This window comes from Roseateles sp., assembly GCF_036404855.1.
GTDB lineage: Bacteria > Pseudomonadota > Gammaproteobacteria > Burkholderiales > Burkholderiaceae_C > Pelomonas.
Genome location: NZ_DASWYS010000050.1, coordinates 73,812 through 90,573, shown reverse-complemented (window position 1 = coordinate 90,573; position 16,762 = coordinate 73,812). Strand labels below are relative to the sequence as shown.

Annotated in this window: 20 protein-coding genes; 6 read left to right on the top strand and 14 right to left on the bottom strand. The window is 67.7% G+C overall.

Annotated elements, in window-relative coordinates; all coding sequences use genetic code 11:
• From VGF12_RS03560 to rpoH, 3 genes are all read left to right on the top strand, one after another.
• A partial coding sequence (locus VGF12_RS03560) for an ATP-binding protein (RefSeq protein ID WP_331174669.1) occupies window positions 1-1,159 on the top strand: 1,159 nt, incomplete at its 5' end.
• 30 nt (window positions 1,160-1,189) lie between these two features.
• Window positions 1,190-1,690, top strand: coding sequence for a chemotaxis protein CheW (locus tag VGF12_RS03555; RefSeq protein ID WP_331174668.1), 501 nt, complete (start codon window positions 1,190-1,192; stop codon window positions 1,688-1,690).
• A gap of 210 nt (window positions 1,691-1,900) precedes the next feature.
• Window positions 1,901-2,818 (top strand): RNA polymerase sigma factor RpoH, encoded by a 918-nt coding sequence (rpoH, locus tag VGF12_RS03550; RefSeq protein ID WP_331174667.1) that lies wholly within the window; start codon window positions 1,901-1,903, stop codon window positions 2,816-2,818.
• 78 nt (window positions 2,819-2,896) lie between these two features.
• Here rpoH and VGF12_RS03545 read toward each other — a convergent pair whose 3' ends face one another.
• From VGF12_RS03545 to VGF12_RS03520, 6 genes are read right to left on the bottom strand one after another with little or no spacing between them, the layout of a single operon-like run.
• Window positions 2,897-4,189, bottom strand: coding sequence for an ectonucleotide pyrophosphatase/phosphodiesterase (locus VGF12_RS03545; RefSeq protein ID WP_331174666.1), 1,293 nt, complete (start codon window positions 4,187-4,189; stop codon window positions 2,897-2,899).
• Between the two features lie 56 nt (window positions 4,190-4,245).
• Window positions 4,246-4,848 (bottom strand): SCO family protein, encoded by a 603-nt coding sequence (locus VGF12_RS03540; RefSeq protein WP_331174665.1) that lies wholly within the window; start codon window positions 4,846-4,848, stop codon window positions 4,246-4,248.
• Window positions 4,845-5,750, bottom strand: coding sequence for a heme o synthase (cyoE, locus tag VGF12_RS03535; RefSeq protein WP_331174664.1), 906 nt, complete (start codon window positions 5,748-5,750; stop codon window positions 4,845-4,847). The genes VGF12_RS03540 and cyoE overlap by 4 nt, the downstream gene beginning before the upstream one ends.
• A 2-nt stretch (window positions 5,751-5,752) precedes the next feature.
• Complete coding sequence (locus tag VGF12_RS03530; RefSeq protein WP_331174663.1) at window positions 5,753-6,841, bottom strand: COX15/CtaA family protein; 1,089 nt, start codon at window positions 6,839-6,841, stop codon at window positions 5,753-5,755.
• Window positions 6,842-6,848: 7 nt separating this feature from the next.
• Window positions 6,849-7,556, bottom strand: a complete 708-nt coding sequence (locus VGF12_RS03525) for a hypothetical protein (protein ID WP_331174662.1) — start codon at window positions 7,554-7,556, stop codon at window positions 6,849-6,851.
• On the bottom strand, window positions 7,507-8,214 hold the full coding sequence (locus tag VGF12_RS03520; RefSeq protein WP_331174661.1) for an SURF1 family protein: 708 nt from the start codon (window positions 8,212-8,214) through the stop codon (window positions 7,507-7,509). Before VGF12_RS03520 ends, VGF12_RS03525 begins: the two co-directional genes overlap by 50 nt.
• A 30-nt stretch (window positions 8,215-8,244) precedes the next feature.
• On the opposite strand from VGF12_RS03520, the gene VGF12_RS03515 reads away from it, so the two are divergent.
• Window positions 8,245-8,466, top strand: a complete 222-nt coding sequence (locus tag VGF12_RS03515) for a DUF2909 domain-containing protein (protein ID WP_331174660.1) — start codon at window positions 8,245-8,247, stop codon at window positions 8,464-8,466.
• 57 nt (window positions 8,467-8,523) lie between these two features.
• Here VGF12_RS03515 and VGF12_RS03510 read toward each other — a convergent pair whose 3' ends face one another.
• From VGF12_RS03510 to VGF12_RS03480, 7 genes are all read right to left on the bottom strand, one after another.
• Window positions 8,524-9,408 carry a cytochrome c oxidase subunit 3 gene (locus VGF12_RS03510; RefSeq protein WP_331174659.1) on the bottom strand — a complete coding sequence of 295 codons (885 nt, stop codon included), beginning with the start codon at window positions 9,406-9,408 and terminating at the stop codon, window positions 8,524-8,526.
• 48 nt (window positions 9,409-9,456) lie between these two features.
• The gene (locus VGF12_RS03505) at window positions 9,457-9,696 is read right to left on the bottom strand and encodes a DUF2970 domain-containing protein (protein WP_331174658.1); all 240 of its coding nucleotides are present in this window, start codon (window positions 9,694-9,696) and stop codon (window positions 9,457-9,459) included.
• A complete protein-coding gene (locus tag VGF12_RS03500) occupies window positions 9,693-10,298 on the bottom strand; it encodes a cytochrome c oxidase assembly protein (protein WP_331174657.1) in 606 nt (201 codons plus the stop codon). Before VGF12_RS03500 ends, VGF12_RS03505 begins: the two co-directional genes overlap by 4 nt.
• Window position 10,299: 1 nt before the next feature.
• Window positions 10,300-10,410, bottom strand: a complete 111-nt coding sequence (locus VGF12_RS03495; RefSeq protein WP_331174656.1) for a cytochrome oxidase small assembly protein — start codon at window positions 10,408-10,410, stop codon at window positions 10,300-10,302.
• A gap of 11 nt (window positions 10,411-10,421) precedes the next feature.
• A complete protein-coding gene (ctaD, locus tag VGF12_RS03490; RefSeq protein WP_331174655.1) occupies window positions 10,422-12,068 on the bottom strand; it encodes a cytochrome c oxidase subunit I in 1,647 nt (548 codons plus the stop codon).
• Window positions 12,069-12,096: 28 nt separating this feature from the next.
• On the bottom strand, window positions 12,097-13,215 hold the full coding sequence (coxB, locus tag VGF12_RS03485) for a cytochrome c oxidase subunit II (protein ID WP_331174673.1): 1,119 nt from the start codon (window positions 13,213-13,215) through the stop codon (window positions 12,097-12,099).
• A gap of 252 nt (window positions 13,216-13,467) precedes the next feature.
• The gene (locus VGF12_RS03480; protein ID WP_331174654.1) at window positions 13,468-14,391 is read right to left on the bottom strand and encodes a biotin synthase; all 924 of its coding nucleotides are present in this window, start codon (window positions 14,389-14,391) and stop codon (window positions 13,468-13,470) included.
• 62 nt (window positions 14,392-14,453) lie between these two features.
• Between VGF12_RS03480 and VGF12_RS03475 the strand changes: the two genes are divergently transcribed.
• Together VGF12_RS03475 and VGF12_RS03470 are read left to right on the top strand one after the other, a co-directional pair.
• Window positions 14,454-15,170 carry a ComF family protein gene (locus tag VGF12_RS03475; RefSeq protein ID WP_331174653.1) on the top strand — a complete coding sequence of 239 codons (717 nt, stop codon included), beginning with the start codon at window positions 14,454-14,456 and terminating at the stop codon, window positions 15,168-15,170.
• A 23-nt stretch (window positions 15,171-15,193) separates the two neighbouring features.
• Window positions 15,194-15,664 (top strand): tRNA (cytidine(34)-2'-O)-methyltransferase, encoded by a 471-nt coding sequence (locus VGF12_RS03470; RefSeq protein ID WP_331174652.1) that lies wholly within the window; start codon window positions 15,194-15,196, stop codon window positions 15,662-15,664.
• A gap of 61 nt (window positions 15,665-15,725) precedes the next feature.
• Here the strand turns inward: VGF12_RS03470 and VGF12_RS03465 are convergent, their stop codons facing one another.
• Window positions 15,726-16,724, bottom strand: coding sequence for an NAD(P)H-dependent glycerol-3-phosphate dehydrogenase (locus VGF12_RS03465; protein ID WP_331174672.1), 999 nt, complete (start codon window positions 16,722-16,724; stop codon window positions 15,726-15,728).
• Between the last annotated feature and the right edge of the window lie 38 nt (window positions 16,725-16,762).

The following is a 16,762-nucleotide window of genomic DNA, read 5'->3' as shown; positions in this document are numbered from 1 at the left end:
TGAGGCCGCCAATCAGGCCAAGAATGAATTCCTGTCGCGCATGAGCCACGAGCTGCGTACGCCGATGAACGCCATCCTCGGCTTCACCCAACTGATGCAGATGGACGCCAGCGAACCGCTCTCACCGGGCCAGCGCGGGCGCGCCCAGCAGATCGCCCAGGCGGGCTGGCACCTGCTGGAGATGATCAACGACACGTTGGACCTGTCACGCATCGAGGCCGGCTCGCTGCGGCTGGAGATGGCGGCGCTGGATCTGCCCCCCCTGCTGGCCCGCGCGCTGGCCCTGGTGCAGGGCCAGGCGACGGAGCGCGGGCTGGTCATCAACCAGCGCATCACCGCAGGCGCCGTGAGCCTGTTCGGCGACCCGACGCGGGTCACGCAGATCCTGACCAACCTGCTCAGCAACGCGGTCAAGTACAACCGCCTTGGCGGTCGCATCGACATCGAGGCGGGGACCCCGGAGCCGGGCTGGGTCGAAATTGCCGTGCGCGACACCGGCATGGGCCTGACGGACCAGCAGCGCGCCGCCCTTTTCCAGCCCTTCAACCGCCTCGGCCGCGAACACAGCGGCCTGCCGGGCACCGGCATCGGCCTCGTCATCAGCCAGCGCCTGGCCGAGATGATGGGCGGCAGCCTGAGGGTCGAGGCCGCCGCCCCCGAGGGAGGTCCCGGTGCCTGCTTCGTGCTGAGGCTGGCCGCGGCAGGTACCACGGTGGCACAGGCCAGGGACGAGGCCCCCGACGGACCCGCCCACCCCCGCGCCGTGCCGAGGCGGCACGTGCTCTACGTCGAGGACAACCCGCTGAACGCCGAAGTCATGCGCGGCATTCTGGCGCAGCGTCCCGGCATCGAGCTGGAAGTGGCCGGCACGGTCGAAGCCGGCCTGCGGGCCCTGCGCGAGCACCCGCCGGCCCTGCTGCTGCTGGACTGGCAACTGCCCGACGGGGATGGCCTGACGCTGCTCGGCCAGCTGCGCGAGCGTGGCGGGCCGCTGCCGCCGATCGTCGTCGTGTCGGCCAACGCCCAGCCGGAGCAGATTGCCGAAGCCCACGTGGCCGGTGCCCGCCGCTATCTGACCAAGCCGCTGGATGTGCGCGAAGTGCTGGCTCTGGTCGATGAATTGTTGGCAGCAGGTGCCGATGCGGAGCGGGCAGAATGAAGCCCAGCTTTCCAACACCTCGCGCTCCCGATGAGTTCCACTGACCTCGTTCCCAGCACCGGTGCCCAGGCCGTGCAGGCCTTGGCACACACCGATGGCCGCCAGTTCCTGACCTTCCGCATCGGCGAAGAGGAGTACGGCATGGACATCCTGCGCGTGCAGGAGATCCGGTCCTACGAACCACCCACGCGGGTGGCCAATGCGCCCGCCTTCGTCAAGGGCGTCGTCAACCTGCGCGGCGTGATCGTCCCGATACTGGACCTGCGCCTGCGCCTCGGTCAGGCCGGTGAGTACAACGCCTTCACCGTCGTCGTCGTGCTGAACGTGGCCGGCCGGGTGGTGGGCATCGTCGTGGACTCGGTGTCGGACGTGCTGGAGCTCGGCGCCGAGGAGATCAAGCCCCGCCCCGAGGTGCCCGCCGCGATGGACGCCCGCTTCATCACCGGCCTGGGCAAGATCGGCGAACGCATGCTGATCCTTCTCGACATCGAGGCGATGATCACCAGCCCGGAATTCGGGCTGGTCGACTGAGTACGGGCCGCGGCAACCGCCCCGGCGTCGCCGGAGCAGCCCCCTCAAAGACCGTCTGGCGCAGCACAAGTTAGTGCGTACCAACTGTTTCAGCCGCGGCAACACTGCTTTTCAACCCTGACACCGTCGCGCTTAGCACTCGATGAATTGGAGTGCTAATATCTTCCTCGACGCGGCACTTCCAGCCGCGGCTCCGAAGGAATCAAGACGATGTCCGCCTCTTCTGCCATTGCCGTCCGCGACCCCTGGGCCCTGGTGCCCTCGCTGGGCAATCTGGACGCCTACATCTCCGCCGTCAACCGCCTGCCGCTTCTGACCGCGGAGGAGGAAAGCTCTGCCGCGCGCAGCCTGCGCGACAAGGGCGATCTGGAGGCCGCCGGCCGCATGGTGCTGTCGCACCTGCGTCTGGTCGTTTCCATCTCCCGCCAGTACGTCGGCTACGGCCTGCCACAGGGCGACCTGATCCAGGAAGGCAACGTGGGCCTGATGAAGGCCGTCAAGCGCTTCGACCCGGACCAGGGCGTGCGCCTGGTCAGCTATGCCATGCACTGGATCAAGGCCGAGATCCACGAGTACATCCTGAAGAACTGGCGCATGGTCAAGGTCGCGACGACCAAGGCCCAACGCAAGCTGTTCTTCAACCTGCGCTCGATGAAGCACCAGCTCAAGGCCGAGCAGGCCGACGGCCAGACGCATCGCAACACGCTGAGCGAGGCCGAAGTGGCCCATGTGGCTCGAGAGCTCAACGTCAAGCGCGAGGAAGTGCTGGAGATGGAAACCCGCCTGTCAGGCGGCGACGTGGCGCTGGAGCCGCAGACCGACGACGACGGCGAGAGCTTCGCCCCCATCGCCTACCTGGCCGACGAGAGCCATGAACCGACCCGCGTCATCGAGGCCCGCTCCCGTGACAGCATGGCCGGCGACGGCATCCAGCGTGCGCTGGAGGTGCTGGATCCGCGCAGCCGCCGCATCGTCGAGGAGCGCTGGCTGAAGGTGAACGACGACGCCTCGGGCGGCATGACGCTGCACGAGCTGGCGGCCGAGTACGGCGTGTCGGCCGAACGCATCCGCCAGATCGAAGTCGCGGCGATGAAGAAGATGAAGAAGGCGCTGACGGAAGCGGCCTGAGCTTCTCCGCCACCGACCACAGGGCCTGCTTGCAGGCCCTTTTTTCGTTCGTGGTCGGTGCCAGACCGCCGCGGCGGGTCAGTTCACGCCAGAAGCGCCACCCCGCCTGAAGGCCCCCTGGAGCGCGGCGCCATTGCCGTCGACGCCCGCAGCGGCCGGCAGCCCGATCAGCTGGCGCAGGAGCGGGTAGATGTCCACATTGTCGAAGTCCGGCAGCACCCGGCCCGCCGCGAAGACGGGACCGTGGGCGATGAACAGGGCGTTCATCTCCGGCGCCATGTTGTCGTAGCCGTGGTTGCCGCCCACGAAGGGCTGGCGCGGCGCGCTGGCCTGGATCAGCCAGCCGGGTTGGGCCAGGCAAAGAATGGGCGGAACGCGCGGATTCGAACCGTAGTGGAACCGTGCCGGGATGTCGGCCTTGCGCCAGCACTGCATGTGCTCATGCGGGGCAAGAAGGGCCCGCTCCACCTCGTCGGCAGCCCCGGGCTGCGGTGCGACGCTGGCGAAGGGTCCCGTCTCGATGAGGTGGTAGCGCTCGGGATCAGCCAGCGCGTCCAGCGCAATCACGCGATTGCTGCTGGTCGCCGCCATGCCGTGGTCCGCCACGATGACGAGATTCGCCGGCTGGTCCAGCACTTTCAATCCGGCCACAAGCGCGCCAATCGCCGCGTCGACCTCGGCCACCGCCTGGAGGTTTTGCGCGCTGTCGGGGCCATGGTCGTGCCCGGCCGTGTCGACTTTGTCGAAGTACAGGGTCACGAAATGGGGGCGGATCTCATCAGGCCTGCGCAGCCAGTCCAGCACCATGTTCACGCGCTGCGTGTCGTTCACGGCCTTGTTGTAGGGCACCCAGTCCGAGGGACGCATGCCGGCAGGCCCCGGGCGCCCCGTGTCGGCAGACGTCCCGCTGATCGCCACGTTCGCGCCCGGCCAGAACATCGCGGCGGTGCGGATGCCGGCCTTCTCTGCATCCACCCACACCGGGCGCGCAGCGTTCCACCACCAGGGATCGTCCGTGGCCATCGTGAAGACGGCCCGGCGCTCGGGCGACTCCATCCGGTTGCCGACGATGCCGTGGCGGTCCGGGCGCAGCCCGGTCACCAGCGTCCAGTGGTTGGGAAACGTCTTGGAAGGAAAGGACGGGTGCATGACCGCCGTGACGCCGCCCGCCGCAAGTCGGGAAAGCGTGGGCGTGGCGCCGCGTCGGAGATAGTCCTCGCGAAAGCCGTCGATGGAGACCAGGATGGTGACCGGCGAACGCCCGGTCGCGCTGCGCGACACCTGCGGCTGTGGCGGGGCATCGCCCGGCACGGAGGTGGCGCAGCCCGCCAGCCCGAGGACGGCGGCAGCCAGCAGGCCGGCGAGGGTCACGGCCGAGGCGGCGCACGGCCTTGCACGGCAAGAGTCGCGATGTGCCATGCGGGCGCTCAGCTCTTCTTCTCGGCCAGCAGCAGCTTGATGTCGTCCGCCAGTGCCTGCGCGCCCGAGCCATAACGGGCGTAGACGCGCACCCGGCCCTCGGTGTCGAAGATGAAGCTGGCGGCGGTGTGGTCCATCGTGTAGGTTTCGGGCGTCTTGCCCGGCACCTTGGCGTAGAAGACCTTGAACTCCTTGGCGGCGGCCTGGGTCTGCTCGGCGCTGCCGCGCAGCGCGACGAAGCTGGGGTCGAAGCTGGCCATGTAGGCCTTCAGCAGTTGACCGGTATCGCGCTCGGGGTCGATGGTCACGAAGATGCCCTGTACCTTGTCGCCGTCGGCTCCCAACGAACGCTTGACCTCCGCCACCTCGGCCATGGTGGTCGGGCAGACGTCCGGGCACTGCGTGTACCCGAAGAAGACCACCAGCACCTTGCCCTTGAAGTCGGCCAGCGACCGGGCGCGACCATCCTGGTCAGTGAGGTTGAGCTGCCGGGCGTACTCGGCGCCCGTCAGCTCGATGCCCTTGAAGGCCGGCTTGTCGGGGCCGGACTTCTGGCAGGCGGCAAGGGTCAGCGCGGCCAAGGCCGCCAAGGCGAAACGTCGAGTGCTCATGCGATGTAGTGGTCGATCAGGAGGGCCGCAAACAGCAGCGACAGGTGCCAGATGGAGAACCAGAAGGTCCGCCGCGCCAGCATCTCCGAGTAGGCGCGCCACAGCCGGAAGGCATAGCCGCAGAAGCCCAGGCCCAGCACCAGCGCGCTGGCCAGGTAGAACCAGCCGCTCATGCCCGTCAGGAAGGGCAGCAGCGTGGCCGCGAACAACACCCAGGTGTAGAGCAGGATCTGCAGCCGCGTGTAGTCGTTGCCATGGGTCACGGGCAGCATGGGCAGGCCGGCGCGGGCATAGTCCTCCGCCCGGTACAGCGCCAGCGCCCAGAAGTGCGGCGGCGTCCACAGAAAGATGATGAGGCACAGCAGCCAGGGCTCGGGGCCCAGCTCGCCGCGCAGCGCCGCCCAGCCCAACACGGGCGGCATGGCGCCGGAGGCGCCGCCGATGACGATGTTCTGCGGCGTCATCGGCTTCAGCACGACGGTGTAGATGACGGCATAGCCCACGAAGGTGGCGAAGGTCAGCCACATCGTCAACAGGTTGACGTAGAGGCCGAGGATGGCCATGCCGATGCCGCACAGCAGGGCCGAGAAGGCCAGCGTCTGCGGACGGCTCAGTTCGCCCTTGGCAGTGGCACGCCAGGCGGTGCGCTTCATGCGCGCATCGATGCCGTCCTCGATGAGGCAGTTGAAGGCCGCGGCCGCGCCGGCCACCAGCCAGATGCCGGCGATGGCCGCGAGCATGGTCAGGGCCTGGCCCAGGTCGGGCAGGCCAGGCACGGCCAGGGCCATGCCGATGGCAGCGCAAAAAACGATGAGCTGGACGACGCGCGGCTTGGTCAGCTGATAGAACTGCTGCCAGCGCGGACTGTGCACGATGGCACTGGCGGTGGACGTGGAGGCCATGGTCAGGGGTGGGCGCGCCGCAGGCGCGCGAGCAGGGTGGTGAGCAAGCCCAGCAGCACGGCGGCGCCGGCGGTGTGGGCCAGGGCCGCGATGATGGGCCAGTCGAGAACGACGTTGGACAGGCCGGACGCCAGTTGCCAGCCGGCAGCGGCGAGCAAGGCCTTGGCCCAGCCTGGCGCCGGCGTGCGAAGCGCCCACGCCAGCGCGATGACGGCGACGAAAACGCAGAGCGCGCCGAGGCGGTGGGCCATGTGGATGGCCGCCAGCGCCTCGAAGCCGAGGTAGCTGCCGTCGGCGCGCTGCCCCAGCTCCCGCCAGAGCTGGAAGCCCTGGGCGAAGTCGAGGTGAGGCCACCACTGGCCGCCGTGGCAGGTCGGGAACTCGTCGCACGCCAGCACGGCGTAGTTGGTGCTGACCCAGCCGCCCAGGGCAACCTGGAGCAGCGTCAGCACCAGGACGGCGGCGACCGCGAGCTGCAGCCCGGGCCGGACGACGATGTGGCGCGGCCGGTAGGCCTCATGCTGCCAGGCCAGCAGCATCAGCAGGCCAAGACCGAACAGCAGGTGCAGCGTGACGATGGCCGGGAACAACTTCATCGTGACGGTCAGCGCGCCGAAGGCACCCTGGACACAGACCCAGACGAAGGTCAGCGTCGGCAGCCAGGCCGACGGTGCGGCCTCGCCGGCCGAGCGCTTGAGCCGCCATCCCAACACCGTCATGACCAGGATGAGCAGGCCCACGCCGCTGGCCAGGTAGCGATGGACCATCTCGATCCAGGCCTTGCCGTGGGTGACCGGGCCGGTGGGCATCGCGGTCTGCGCCGCCTCGATATGGTGACGGGCACCGACCGGGCTGGCCGCGCTGTAGCAGCCGGGCCAGTCGGGACAGCCCAGGCCGGAATCGGTCAGGCGCGTGAAGGCGCCGAAGACGATGAGGTCGAAGGTCAGGAACAGGGTCAGCAACGTCAGCGCGCGCACCCGCGCGGCCGGCGTACCGGCACGCGAGCGCTGGCGCCACCACAGCAGCGGGCCCAGCGCGACGGCACCGCCAATGGCGGCGACCTGCCCGAGGGGAAGCAACAGCTCGTTCATCGCCAACTCAGCGGCCCGGCTTGTCCCAGCCGGCGCTGGCCTTCAGCAGCTTGTCGAGATCGGCCTTGAACTTCTTGGGATCGGGATCGGCGGGCGCGCGCAGCATCCAGCGACCCATGGGGTCGACCACGTAGAAATGGTCGCTGAGCGCCTTGCCGGGCGCCGGACGCAGCCAGGCCGCGAGTCGGTCTGCGGGCACGTGCAGCACGTTGACCTCGACGCCCTTCTGGCCGACGGCCTCCAGCACCTTCTCGCGTGGCGTGCCATCGTCCGGAATGAGCCAGAGCTTGTCGACGCGCGCGCGCTCCTTGCCGAGCATCTCGCGCAGCTGGCGCTGCACGTAGAGCTGGCGCTCGCAGGCGGGTCCGCAGTCGGCCGGCTGCACGACGGCCAGCAGCCACTGGCCGCGCAGCGAGTCGGCCGGCACCGCGCGCCCCTGCAGGTCGGTCAGCGGCAGGTCGGCCGGCATGTCGACCGTGGGCGCCATCAGCTCGCCATAGGCGGAGCCGCTGGGCTTGACGACATAGAAGGTGAAATAGGACGCAATGACCGGCGCCGCGCAGATGGCCAGCACCATCAGCATCTTCCAGCGGCCGGCACGCTGATTCGGGCTGCCGGCGATGGCGCGCGGGTCGGGCAGGCTGTGCACCGCGAAGCTCAGCGGTTCAGGGCTGCTGGCGGCGGAGCCGGGGGCGGATGAGTTGGAACCAGACATAGAGGATCAGGATCAGCGCGCAGAGCGCGAACCATTGGAAGGCATAGCCATAGTGTTTGTGCAGGCCCAGATCCGGCGCTGGCCAATGGCGCAGCAGGCCATCGTCCGCGGCGCCAGCGGTTTGCACGACGGTCAGCGGCAGCAGCCGGAGCCCGGACTCGGCGGCCAGGGCCGCAGCATCGAGATTTTGCCGGATCGCACCCGACGCCCCCTCACCCAGCTCGTAAAGCCGCGATGGCGATGCGGCCAGCCGACCGACGACCTCGACCTCCCCGGCCGGCGTGGCCAGCGGTGGCAGGTGGCTGCGGTTGGACGGATCGCGTGGCACCCAGCCTCGCTGCACGAGAACGGCTTCATCGCGCCCCGTGAGGCGCAGCGGCGTGACGACGTAGAAGCCGGCGCGGCCGTCCATGGGCCGGTTGTCCAGCCAGACGCTGCGCTCGGCGACCCACTGGCCGTGCAGCGCAACGCTGCGGTGCAGTTGTTCGACACCGCCCAGGTCGGCGTTGGCCAGGGCGGGGCGGGCCGCTTCGGCCTCGACGGCGGCCTGCAGGGCCAGCTTCTGCTGCGCGCGGTCAAGCTGCCACACCCCCAGGCGTGCGGTCAGCGCGGAGCCCAGCACCACGGCTGCCAGCAGCAGCCAGCGCCTGATGTTCATGCCGACACCCCGGGCGGATAATTCGCCGTCATGAAATTCGTGTTCCTGATCGCGTTCATCGGCATCCTCGGCGCGCTGGCAGCAGCCGGCTTCTTCATGCTGCGCAAGGGCCGCGGCGACAACAGGCGCAGTCCAAACATGGCTCGCGCGCTGGCCCTGCGGGTGGCACTTTCGGTGGCGCTGTTCCTCATCATCCTGCTGGGCTGGAAGCTGGGCTGGATACAGCCGACGGGGCTGCCGGTACGGTCCTGAGTGGACTAAAAAAAAGCGCCGCGACTGCGGCGCTTTTGTCTTGCGGATGCGACCGCGTCACATCCAGTAGACGACGACGTACAGGCCCAGCCAGACGACGTCGACGAAGTGCCAGTACCAGGCCGCGCCTTCGAAGCCGAAGTGGCGGTCCGCGGTGAAGTGGCCCTTCATCAGGCGGATGGTGATGAACAGCAGCATCAGCATGCCCACGAACACGTGGAAACCGTGGAAGCCGGTCAGCATGAAGAAGGTCGAGCCGAAGATGCCGGAGCTGAGCTTGAGGTTCAGGTCCTTGTAGGCATGGGCGTACTCAAAGCCCTGCACGAACAGGAACACCAGGCCCAGCAGCACGGTCAGCCACATGAAGCCGATGGTGCGGGCGCGGTTGCCGGCAATCAGTGCGTGATGGGCGATGGTCAGCGTCACGCCCGAGGTCAGCAGCAGCGCAGTATTGAGCGTCGGCAGCGGCCAGGGGCCGATGGTGCTGAAAGCCTCGACGGTGCCACCCGGTGCGGCGGTGAAGCCGGGGGCAGTGCTAGGCCAGATGGCCTTGAAGTCCGGCCACAGCAGCGAGTTCTCCAGGCTCCCCAGCGAGGGCACCGAGTAGACGCGGGCCCAGAACAGCGCGCCGAAGAAGGCGGCGAAGAACATCACCTCCGAAAAGATGAACCAGCCCATGCTCCAGCGGAACGAGACGTCGATGCGCTGGCTGTAGAGACCACCCTCGCTCTCGCCGATGGCCTCCCGGAACCACTGCTGCAGCACGAAGGCCCACAGGACCAGACCGCCGAACAGTGAATACATGCCCCAGCCGTGGCCATTGACCCACTGGCCGGCGCCGAGGATGACGAAGAACAGGCCGATGGCGGCCATCACCGGATGCCGCGAAGGTGCGGGGACGAAGTAGTACGGGGTCTTGCCCGGGGTTGTCGCTGCCGACATATCGTTCTCCTAGTTCTCGCTCGTTCTAAACGTTGTTGCGGCCACGCTTCAGGCCGCCACGCCACTGCCGACGACCCAGCGGATCAGCAGCACCAGCATCAATACAAACAGGGCGGCGCCAATCAGGCCCGCGATGATGACGTGCACCGGATTGAGCTTGGCCATGTCGTTCTCACGGTCCCTGCCCCGGCGCACGCCGAAAAATCCCCAGGCCACGGCCGAGATCGTCTGCAGCGGCGAGCCCTTGCGGCCCACTGCCTCTTTCAGATCCTTGCCGGCCTCGCTCACAGCGCTGCTCCCGCACCCTTGGGCGCTTCGCCAAGCTTGACCCCGCCCTTGCCCGCCACCTCGAAGAAGGTGTAGGAGAGAGTGATGGTCTTCACGTCCTTGGGCAGCTTGGGGTCGATGACGAACACGACCGGCCACTGCTTGGTCTCGCCCGGCTTCAGCGTGTACTCGTTGAAGCAGAAGCACTCCAGCTTGTTGAAGTGCGCGCTGGCCTGCATGGGCGCATAGCTCGGGATGGCCTGAGCAGCCATGGTGCGGTCCTGCTTGTTGCGGAACTCGTACATGACCTGACTCAGTTCACCCGGGTGCACCGTCATGTGGCGCACCGCCGGCTTGAAGTCCCAGGGGCCGCGCGCGTTGGTGTCGAACTCCACCGTGATCTCGCGGTTGTAGTCGACCTGACCGTTGCCGTCGGCAATGCCCTTGGTCGCAAGGAGTGTCTGGCGCTCGGACAACGACAGCACGTTGATGCCCAGCGCCTCGCAGATCGCCTTGTAGAGCGGCACCAGCGCATAGCCGAAGCCGAACATCAACGCGACGATGAGCGCCAGCTTCATGAGGAGCTGGCGATTGTCTCGATGAAGCGCAGCGAGGAAGCGCATGTCAGTGGGCGAACAGCACCATCTTGGCAATGAAGCCGAAGCCGAAGGCCAGGGCCACCGTCAGCAAGATCAGGCCCAGCCGACGGTTGCTCTTGCGCTGCTCAGGCGTCACGGCTGTGCTCCTCAACCGACGATCCTGGAGGCCGAAGCGTCCAGCTTGGGCGGCTCTTCGAAGGTATGGAAGGGTGCCGGCGACGGCACTTCCCACTCCAGGCCCTCGGCGGCTTCCCACGGCTTCTGCGGAGCCTTCTCACCCTTGCCGCGCATCATGGGGACGACGACGAAGAGGAAGAAGTAGACCTGCATCAGACCGAAACCGAAGGCGCCGATGGACGCGATCTGGTTGAAATCGGTGAACTGCATCGGGTAGTCGGCATAGCGGCGCGGCATGCCGGCCAGGCCGAGGAAGTGCATCGGGAAGAAGGTGACGTTGAAGAAGATCAACGAGCCCCAGAAGTGGATCTTGCCGCGGGTCTCCGAATACATCACGCCGGTCCACTTCGGACCCCAGTAGTAGACGCCCGCGAACAGGGCGTACAGCGAGCCGGCCACCAGCACGTAGTGGAAGTGGGCGACGACGTAGTAGGTGTCCTGGATCTGGATGTCGATGGGGGCCATCGCACAGATGAGGCCGGTGAAGCCGCCCATCGTGAACACGAAGATGAAGCCCACTGCCCACAGCATGGGCGTCTCGAAGGTCATGGAGCCGCGCCACATCGTGGCCAGCCAGTTGAAGATCTTCACGCCCGTGGGCACCGCGATCAGCATGGTCGCGTACATGAAGAACAGCTGGCCCGTCACCGGCATGCCGGTGGCGAACATGTGGTGGGCCCAGACGATGAACGACAGGATGGCGATGGAGGCCGTCGCGTACACCATGGAGGCGTAACCGAACAGGCGCTTGCGCGCGAAGGCCGGCACGATCTGGCTGACGATGCCGAAGGCCGGCAAGATCATGATGTAGACCTCGGGGTGACCGAAGAACCAGAAGATGTGCTGGTACATGACCGGGTCGCCGCCGCCTGCGGGGTTGAAGAAGGCGGTGCCGAAGTGGCGGTCGGTCAGCGTCATCGTGATGGCACCGGCCAGCACGGGCATGACGGCGATCAGCAGATAGGCCGTGATCAGCCAGGTCCACGCGAACATCGGCATCTTCATCAGCGTCATGCCGGGGGCGCGCATGTTGAGGATGGTCACGATGATGTTGATGGAGCCCATGATGGACGAGGCGCCCATGATGTGCATCGCGAAGATGCCGGCGTCCATGGACGGCCCCATCTGCAGCGTCAGCGGCGCGTAGAGTGTCCAGCCGGCGGCGGGCGCGCCGCCGGGCATGAAGAAGCTCGCGACCAGCATGATGGCGGCCGGGATCATCAGCCAGAAGCTGAAGTTGTTCATGCGCGCGAAGGCCATGTCGCTGGCGCCGATCTGCAGCGGGATCATCCAGTTCGCGAAACCGACGAAGGCCGGCATGATGGCGCCGAACACCATGATCAGACCGTGCATGGTCGTGAACTGGTTGAACAGCTCCGGATTGAAGAACTGAAGGCCCGGCTTGAACAGTTCGGCGCGGATGCACAGCGCCAGGATGCCGCCGATCATCAGCATCGTGAAGCTGAACAGCAGATACAGCGTGCCGATGTCCTTGTGGTTGGTCGCGAAGACCCAGCGACGCCAGCCGGTCGGGGCGTGATGGTCGTGATGGTCGTCGTGGGCGTGGTCGCCAGCATGGCCACCGTGAACGCCGTGGGGGGGGAGCACTGCACTCATGTGATTTCCTCTGATTCGGCGTTCGGACTTACTTGCGGGCGGCGACCACTTCGGCCGGCTGCACCGTCTGGCCCGTCTTGTTGGACCAGCTGTTCTTCGTGTACGTGACCAGCGCGGCGATGTCAGTGTCGCTCAGCTGCTTCCAGGCGGGCATGCCCTTGTCCATGCGGCCGTTCAGAACGACCTGGATCTGCTCCAGATGGTTCTCAGCCAGCACGACAGGCGACTTGTCCAGCGGCTTGATGGGGCCGGCGCCGGTGCCGTCAGCCTTGTGGCAGACCGCGCAGTTGGCGGCGTAGACCTTCTCGCCGCGGGCGATCAAGGCAGCCTGCTCCCAGACCTTGCTCGGATCGTCAGCCTTGGCGGCCATCTCCTTTTGCTTGCCCTCGACCCACTTGGTGTAGTCCTCGGCAGACACGACCTTGACGTGGATGGGCATGTAGGCGTGTTCCTTGCCGCACAGCTCTGCGCACTGGCCGTAGTAGTCGCCAACCTTGTCGGCCTTGAACCAGGTGTCGCGCACGAAGCCAGGGATGGCATCCTGCTTGACGCCGAAGGCCGGCACCATCCAGGCGTGGATGACGTCGTTGGCCGTCGTGATGATGCGGACCTTCTTGTCCACCGGCACGACCAGCGGGTTGTCGACCTTCAGCAGGTAGTTGTCGACAGCCTCGGGCTTGCCCGAATCGGACGACACGCGCTGTGCGGTGTCCAGGGTGGCCAGGAAGCCAATGCCCTCGCCTTCGCCCTTCAGGTAGTCGTAGCCCCACTTCCACTGGTAGCCGGTGGCCTTGATGGTCACGTCGGCGTTGGTCGTGTCCTTCATCGCGACGACGACCTTGGTGGCCGGCAGAGCCATGCCGATGACGATGAGGAAGGGCACCACCGTCCAGGCAATCTCGACGGCCACGCTCTCGTGGAAGTTGGCGGACACCGCGCCCTTGGACTTGCGGTGCTTGAAGATGGAATAGAACATCACGCCGAACACCGCGATGAAAATCGCCAGGCAGATGATCAGCATGAAGTTGTGCAACCACATCTGGTCACGGGCGATGTTGGTCACCGGCTCGTGCAGATTGAGCTGATTGACGCCGGGCCCACCCTTGAGATCGTTCACCGCCAGGGCCGGGCCCGCTGCCAGGGCCATCGCCGCCGCGGCCCAACGGCCCCAAGCGCGTGAGGCGCTCTGCACTCGTGCGTTCATCATCGTCATGGTTGTCACTTGGTTCTTAGAGGTGCGGGGCTTGCAATCCGGCCATATAGCCTGATTTGCGACGCAAGTTCCGTGAGGTGGACTGGATTTGTGCCCAGTCCTTGATGCGGCGCAAGAGTTTAGCCCACGCCTATCCCGCCTCAGAGGCACACCAGCCCCGGGGAATCACCCACCCCAGGCCCCGAATCAGCCCGATCCGCGCCCCTTGCGCAGCGAGGCGCGCATCGCATCGACCGACACATGGGTCTCGGCCGCGACCGAGAGCCGCGGCGCGGCCTTGAAGGCATGGCCGAAGACCAGTTCCAGCGTCAGCACCAAGCGCCCCTCGGCGTCGCGCAGCGTGTCCAGCTCCGCCAGCAGCCGTTGCCGCCAGCCGCGCCCGCGCAGGCCGGCAAAGCGCGTCGGCGCAAGATTGCCCCCCAGCGCACGCAGATCGCCCAGCAGGCTCTCGGGGCTGGCCCAAGTCAGGCGCAGGCGCTGCTGGTCCATGACGGGGTCGGCAAAGCCGGCCTTCAGCACCAGGTCGCCGATGTCATGCATGTCCCACCAGTCCGGCGCCGGCCGGCCCCAGCCGTTGCGTGCGTACAGCGCACGCAGCTCGACGAAGCTGTCGGGCCCCAGGCAGGAGAACATCACGAAGCCGCCCACCGAGATGCTGGCCTGCCAGGCATCCAGCAGCGCGGGCAGGTCCACGCAGCCATGCAAGGCCATGTTGGACCAGAGTAGGTCCACCTCGGGCCGGGCGGGCAGCGCCTCGAGCTGACCCATCGACGCTCCACGCAGCTTGCGCCACCAGTTCAGCGAGCGGGCCTGGGCGGCACGCGCAGCCAGCAGGGCATCGGCCTCGTGCCACAGCATCTGGGCGTCGGGATAGGCCAGCCGCAGCAGCTCAGCGCTGGCCCCCAGTGCGGGTGACGCGTCGAGCACCCGGGCCGGTCGGAGCTTGATGTAGCCCAGACGCTCGGCCATGCGCCCCGCCACCTCGGCATGCAGCCAGGGCGGCTGGTCGGCCTTGGCCAGGCGCCGGGTTTGCCGGCGCAGTGCGGCCGCGTCGAGGTCTTGGGGCCGCGGCCCCTTGTTTGAAGTAGGGGTCGGCGCCGGCTCGTTCATGGGCCGCTCAGTATATTGAGGCGATGCCAGAGCGCAGGTTGCCAGCCGCGAAGCCCGCACAGATGGGGAAGGTGTTGCTGCGCTGTGCCGGCCAGTGCGCCGTCTGCCGCGCCTGGAGCCATCAGACTGTCTGCGAAGGCTGCCTGGCACTATATGCCCGCCCCCACCCGCGCTGCTGGACCTGCGCGGCCCGTCTGCCGCCGGAGCTCCTGGGCCGACCGCAGCCGCAATGCGGGCGCTGCCTGCGCGAGGCGCCGCCGCTGGACCGCACCATCGCCGCACTCGATTACCGATTCCCCTGGGACGGCCTGCTGCAGCACTTCAAGTACCGCCAGACGCCGGGCCTGCGCGAGAGCCTGCTGGAGCGGCTGAACACGGCGTTGACTGCGGCCGAGGTCGATGCGCCGGACTGGCTGTTGCCAGTGCCAATGTCAGTCGAGCGCCTGCTCGAGCGAGGCTACAACCCGTCGATCGAGCTGGCCCGCGCGTTGGCACGCCGGCGCGGCCTGAACTGCAAGCCCGAGATGCTGCGGCGTGTGAGGCTCCCCCCCGCCCCGGTCGGCCTCAAGCCGCAGGCGCGCGCAACCAATGTACGCGGCGTCTTCGCCATCGAGCCCCGCTATGCGACCCGACTGCGCGGCACCCGCGTCGCGCTGCTGGACGACGTCATGAGCAGCGGCGCCACGCTGTTCGAGCTGGCCGGCGTGCTGTTGCAGGGCGGCGTCATGAGCGTTCAGGCTTGGGTCGTCGCGCGCACGCCAGAGCCCGGGGACGCATGAGGGCGGCGGATACTCCCGACCCCATGTTCAACATCGTCCTCGTCCAGCCGGAGATCCCCCCCAACACCGGCAACGTGATCCGGCTCTCGGCCAATACCGGCTGCAGCCTGCACCTGATAGAACCCCTGGGATTCTCGATGGAGGATCGATTGCTTCAGCGCGCCGGCCTGGACTATCACGAGTACGCCCGCGTGCGGCGCCACGCCGACTGGGCGGCTTTCCTTGCGGCCGAGTCCCCCGACGCGAAGCGCATGTTCGCCTTCACGACGCGCGGCAGCCGGCCGTTGGGCGAGATCGCCTGGCTGCCGGGTGACTGGCTGGTCTTCGGCAGCGAGACGGCCGGGCTGGCGCCGGCACTGCGCGAGAGCTTCCCCGTCGCGCAGCGCGTGCGCCTGCCCATGCGCGAAGGCCAGCGCAGCCTCAACTTGAGCAACAGCGTCGCCGTCGCCGTCTTCGAGGCCTGGCGACAAAACGGATATGCCGGCGGGGCCTGAGGCCCGAGCCCATCATCCAGGGAGCCCCTCGGAGGCGCCCTGAAGGGGCGCTCGGCCCGCCCTACTCCGCCCGCGCGTCCCGGCCCATCAGGCGGGTGACCGCTTCGGTCACGCGCAGGTGACCGTCCAGCAAGGCCACCATGGCCTCCGTGATCGGCATCTCGATGCCAGCCTCACGGGCCCGCGCGAGCACGGTCGGCGCACTGTAGACCCCCTCGGCCACGTGACCCAGCTTGGCCAGAATCTCCGGCAGGGCCAGGCCTTGCGCCAGCATCAGGCCGACGCGGCGGTTGCGCGACAGATCACCTGTCGCCGTCAGCACCAGATCGCCCAAGCCCGACAAGCCCATGAAGGTCTCGGCCCGGGCACCGAGCGCCTGCCCCAGGCGCAGCATCTCGGCCAGGCCGCGGGTGATGAGCGCGGCGCGCGCGTTCAGCCCAGGCGCATCCGGCGCCACACTGGAGAGTCCGTCGCAGACACCTACCGCGATGGCCATGACGTTCTTGACCGCGCCGCCGACCTCGACGCCAATGGGGTCGCTGGAGGTGTAGACGCGTAGCCTGTCGCCATGGAAGGCGTCGACGGCGGCCTGGCCCAGGCCGGCATCCTCGCTCGCCGCGACAAGGGCCGTGGGCCTGCCGGCGGCCACCTCTTGCGCGAAGCTGGGACCGGACAACACACCCACGCGCATCGCCGGCTGCAACTCGCGTGCGATCTCGTGCCCCAGCCGCCCCGTGCCCGCCTCAAAGCCCTTGCACAACCACAGCACGCGATGCGAGGACGGCAACGCGGCCAGCGTCTCGCGCAAGCCGGACATCGGCGTGGCGACGATGGTCAGCCCCTCGCTCGCGTGGACGATGGCAGCGTCCCGGTCGGCCGTCAGGCCGAGCGCGGCAGGCAGTTCGCTGTCGGGCAGGTAGGTCGCATTGCGGCGGCTCCCGCGCATGCGATCGATGGCTGCAGCATCGCGCCCCCACAGGCGCACCTCGTGGCCGGCGTTGGCCGCCTGGATGGCCAGAGCCGTGCCCCAGGCGCCGGCACCGAGCACGCTGATCTTCATCGTCGTCATGCGTGGAAGTGTCCACCAAGTGAAACGCC

Coding starts and splice junctions, on each gene's coding strand:
- VGF12_RS03510 (WP_331174659.1), bottom strand. CDS start 9,408: ATGTCGGCAGCGACAACCCCGGGCAAGACCCCGTACTACTTCGTCCCC.
- VGF12_RS03515 (WP_331174660.1), top strand. CDS start 8,245: ATGAAATTCGTGTTCCTGATCGCGTTCATCGGCATCCTCGGCGCGCTG.
- VGF12_RS03470 (WP_331174652.1), top strand. CDS start 15,194: ATGTTCAACATCGTCCTCGTCCAGCCGGAGATCCCCCCCAACACCGGC.
- VGF12_RS03555 (WP_331174668.1), top strand. CDS start 1,190: ATGAGTTCCACTGACCTCGTTCCCAGCACCGGTGCCCAGGCCGTGCAG.
- rpoH (WP_331174667.1), top strand. CDS start 1,901: ATGTCCGCCTCTTCTGCCATTGCCGTCCGCGACCCCTGGGCCCTGGTG.
- coxB (WP_331174673.1), bottom strand. CDS start 13,215: ATGGCCCTGGCAGCGGGCCCGGCCCTGGCGGTGAACGATCTCAAGGGT.
- VGF12_RS03480 (WP_331174654.1), bottom strand. CDS start 14,391: ATGAACGAGCCGGCGCCGACCCCTACTTCAAACAAGGGGCCGCGGCCC.
- VGF12_RS03530 (WP_331174663.1), bottom strand. CDS start 6,841: ATGAACGAGCTGTTGCTTCCCCTCGGGCAGGTCGCCGCCATTGGCGGT.
- VGF12_RS03500 (WP_331174657.1), bottom strand. CDS start 10,298: ATGCGCTTCCTCGCTGCGCTTCATCGAGACAATCGCCAGCTCCTCATG.
- VGF12_RS03540 (WP_331174665.1), bottom strand. CDS start 4,848: ATGAGCACTCGACGTTTCGCCTTGGCGGCCTTGGCCGCGCTGACCCTT.
- VGF12_RS03465 (WP_331174672.1), bottom strand. CDS start 16,724: ATGAAGATCAGCGTGCTCGGTGCCGGCGCCTGGGGCACGGCTCTGGCC.
- cyoE (WP_331174664.1), bottom strand. CDS start 5,750: ATGGCCTCCACGTCCACCGCCAGTGCCATCGTGCACAGTCCGCGCTGG.
- ctaD (WP_331174655.1), bottom strand. CDS start 12,068: ATGAGTGCAGTGCTCCCCCCCCACGGCGTTCACGGTGGCCATGCTGGC.
- VGF12_RS03475 (WP_331174653.1), top strand. CDS start 14,454: ATGGGGAAGGTGTTGCTGCGCTGTGCCGGCCAGTGCGCCGTCTGCCGC.
- VGF12_RS03525 (WP_331174662.1), bottom strand. CDS start 7,556: ATGTCTGGTTCCAACTCATCCGCCCCCGGCTCCGCCGCCAGCAGCCCT.
- VGF12_RS03520 (WP_331174661.1), bottom strand. CDS start 8,214: ATGAACATCAGGCGCTGGCTGCTGCTGGCAGCCGTGGTGCTGGGCTCC.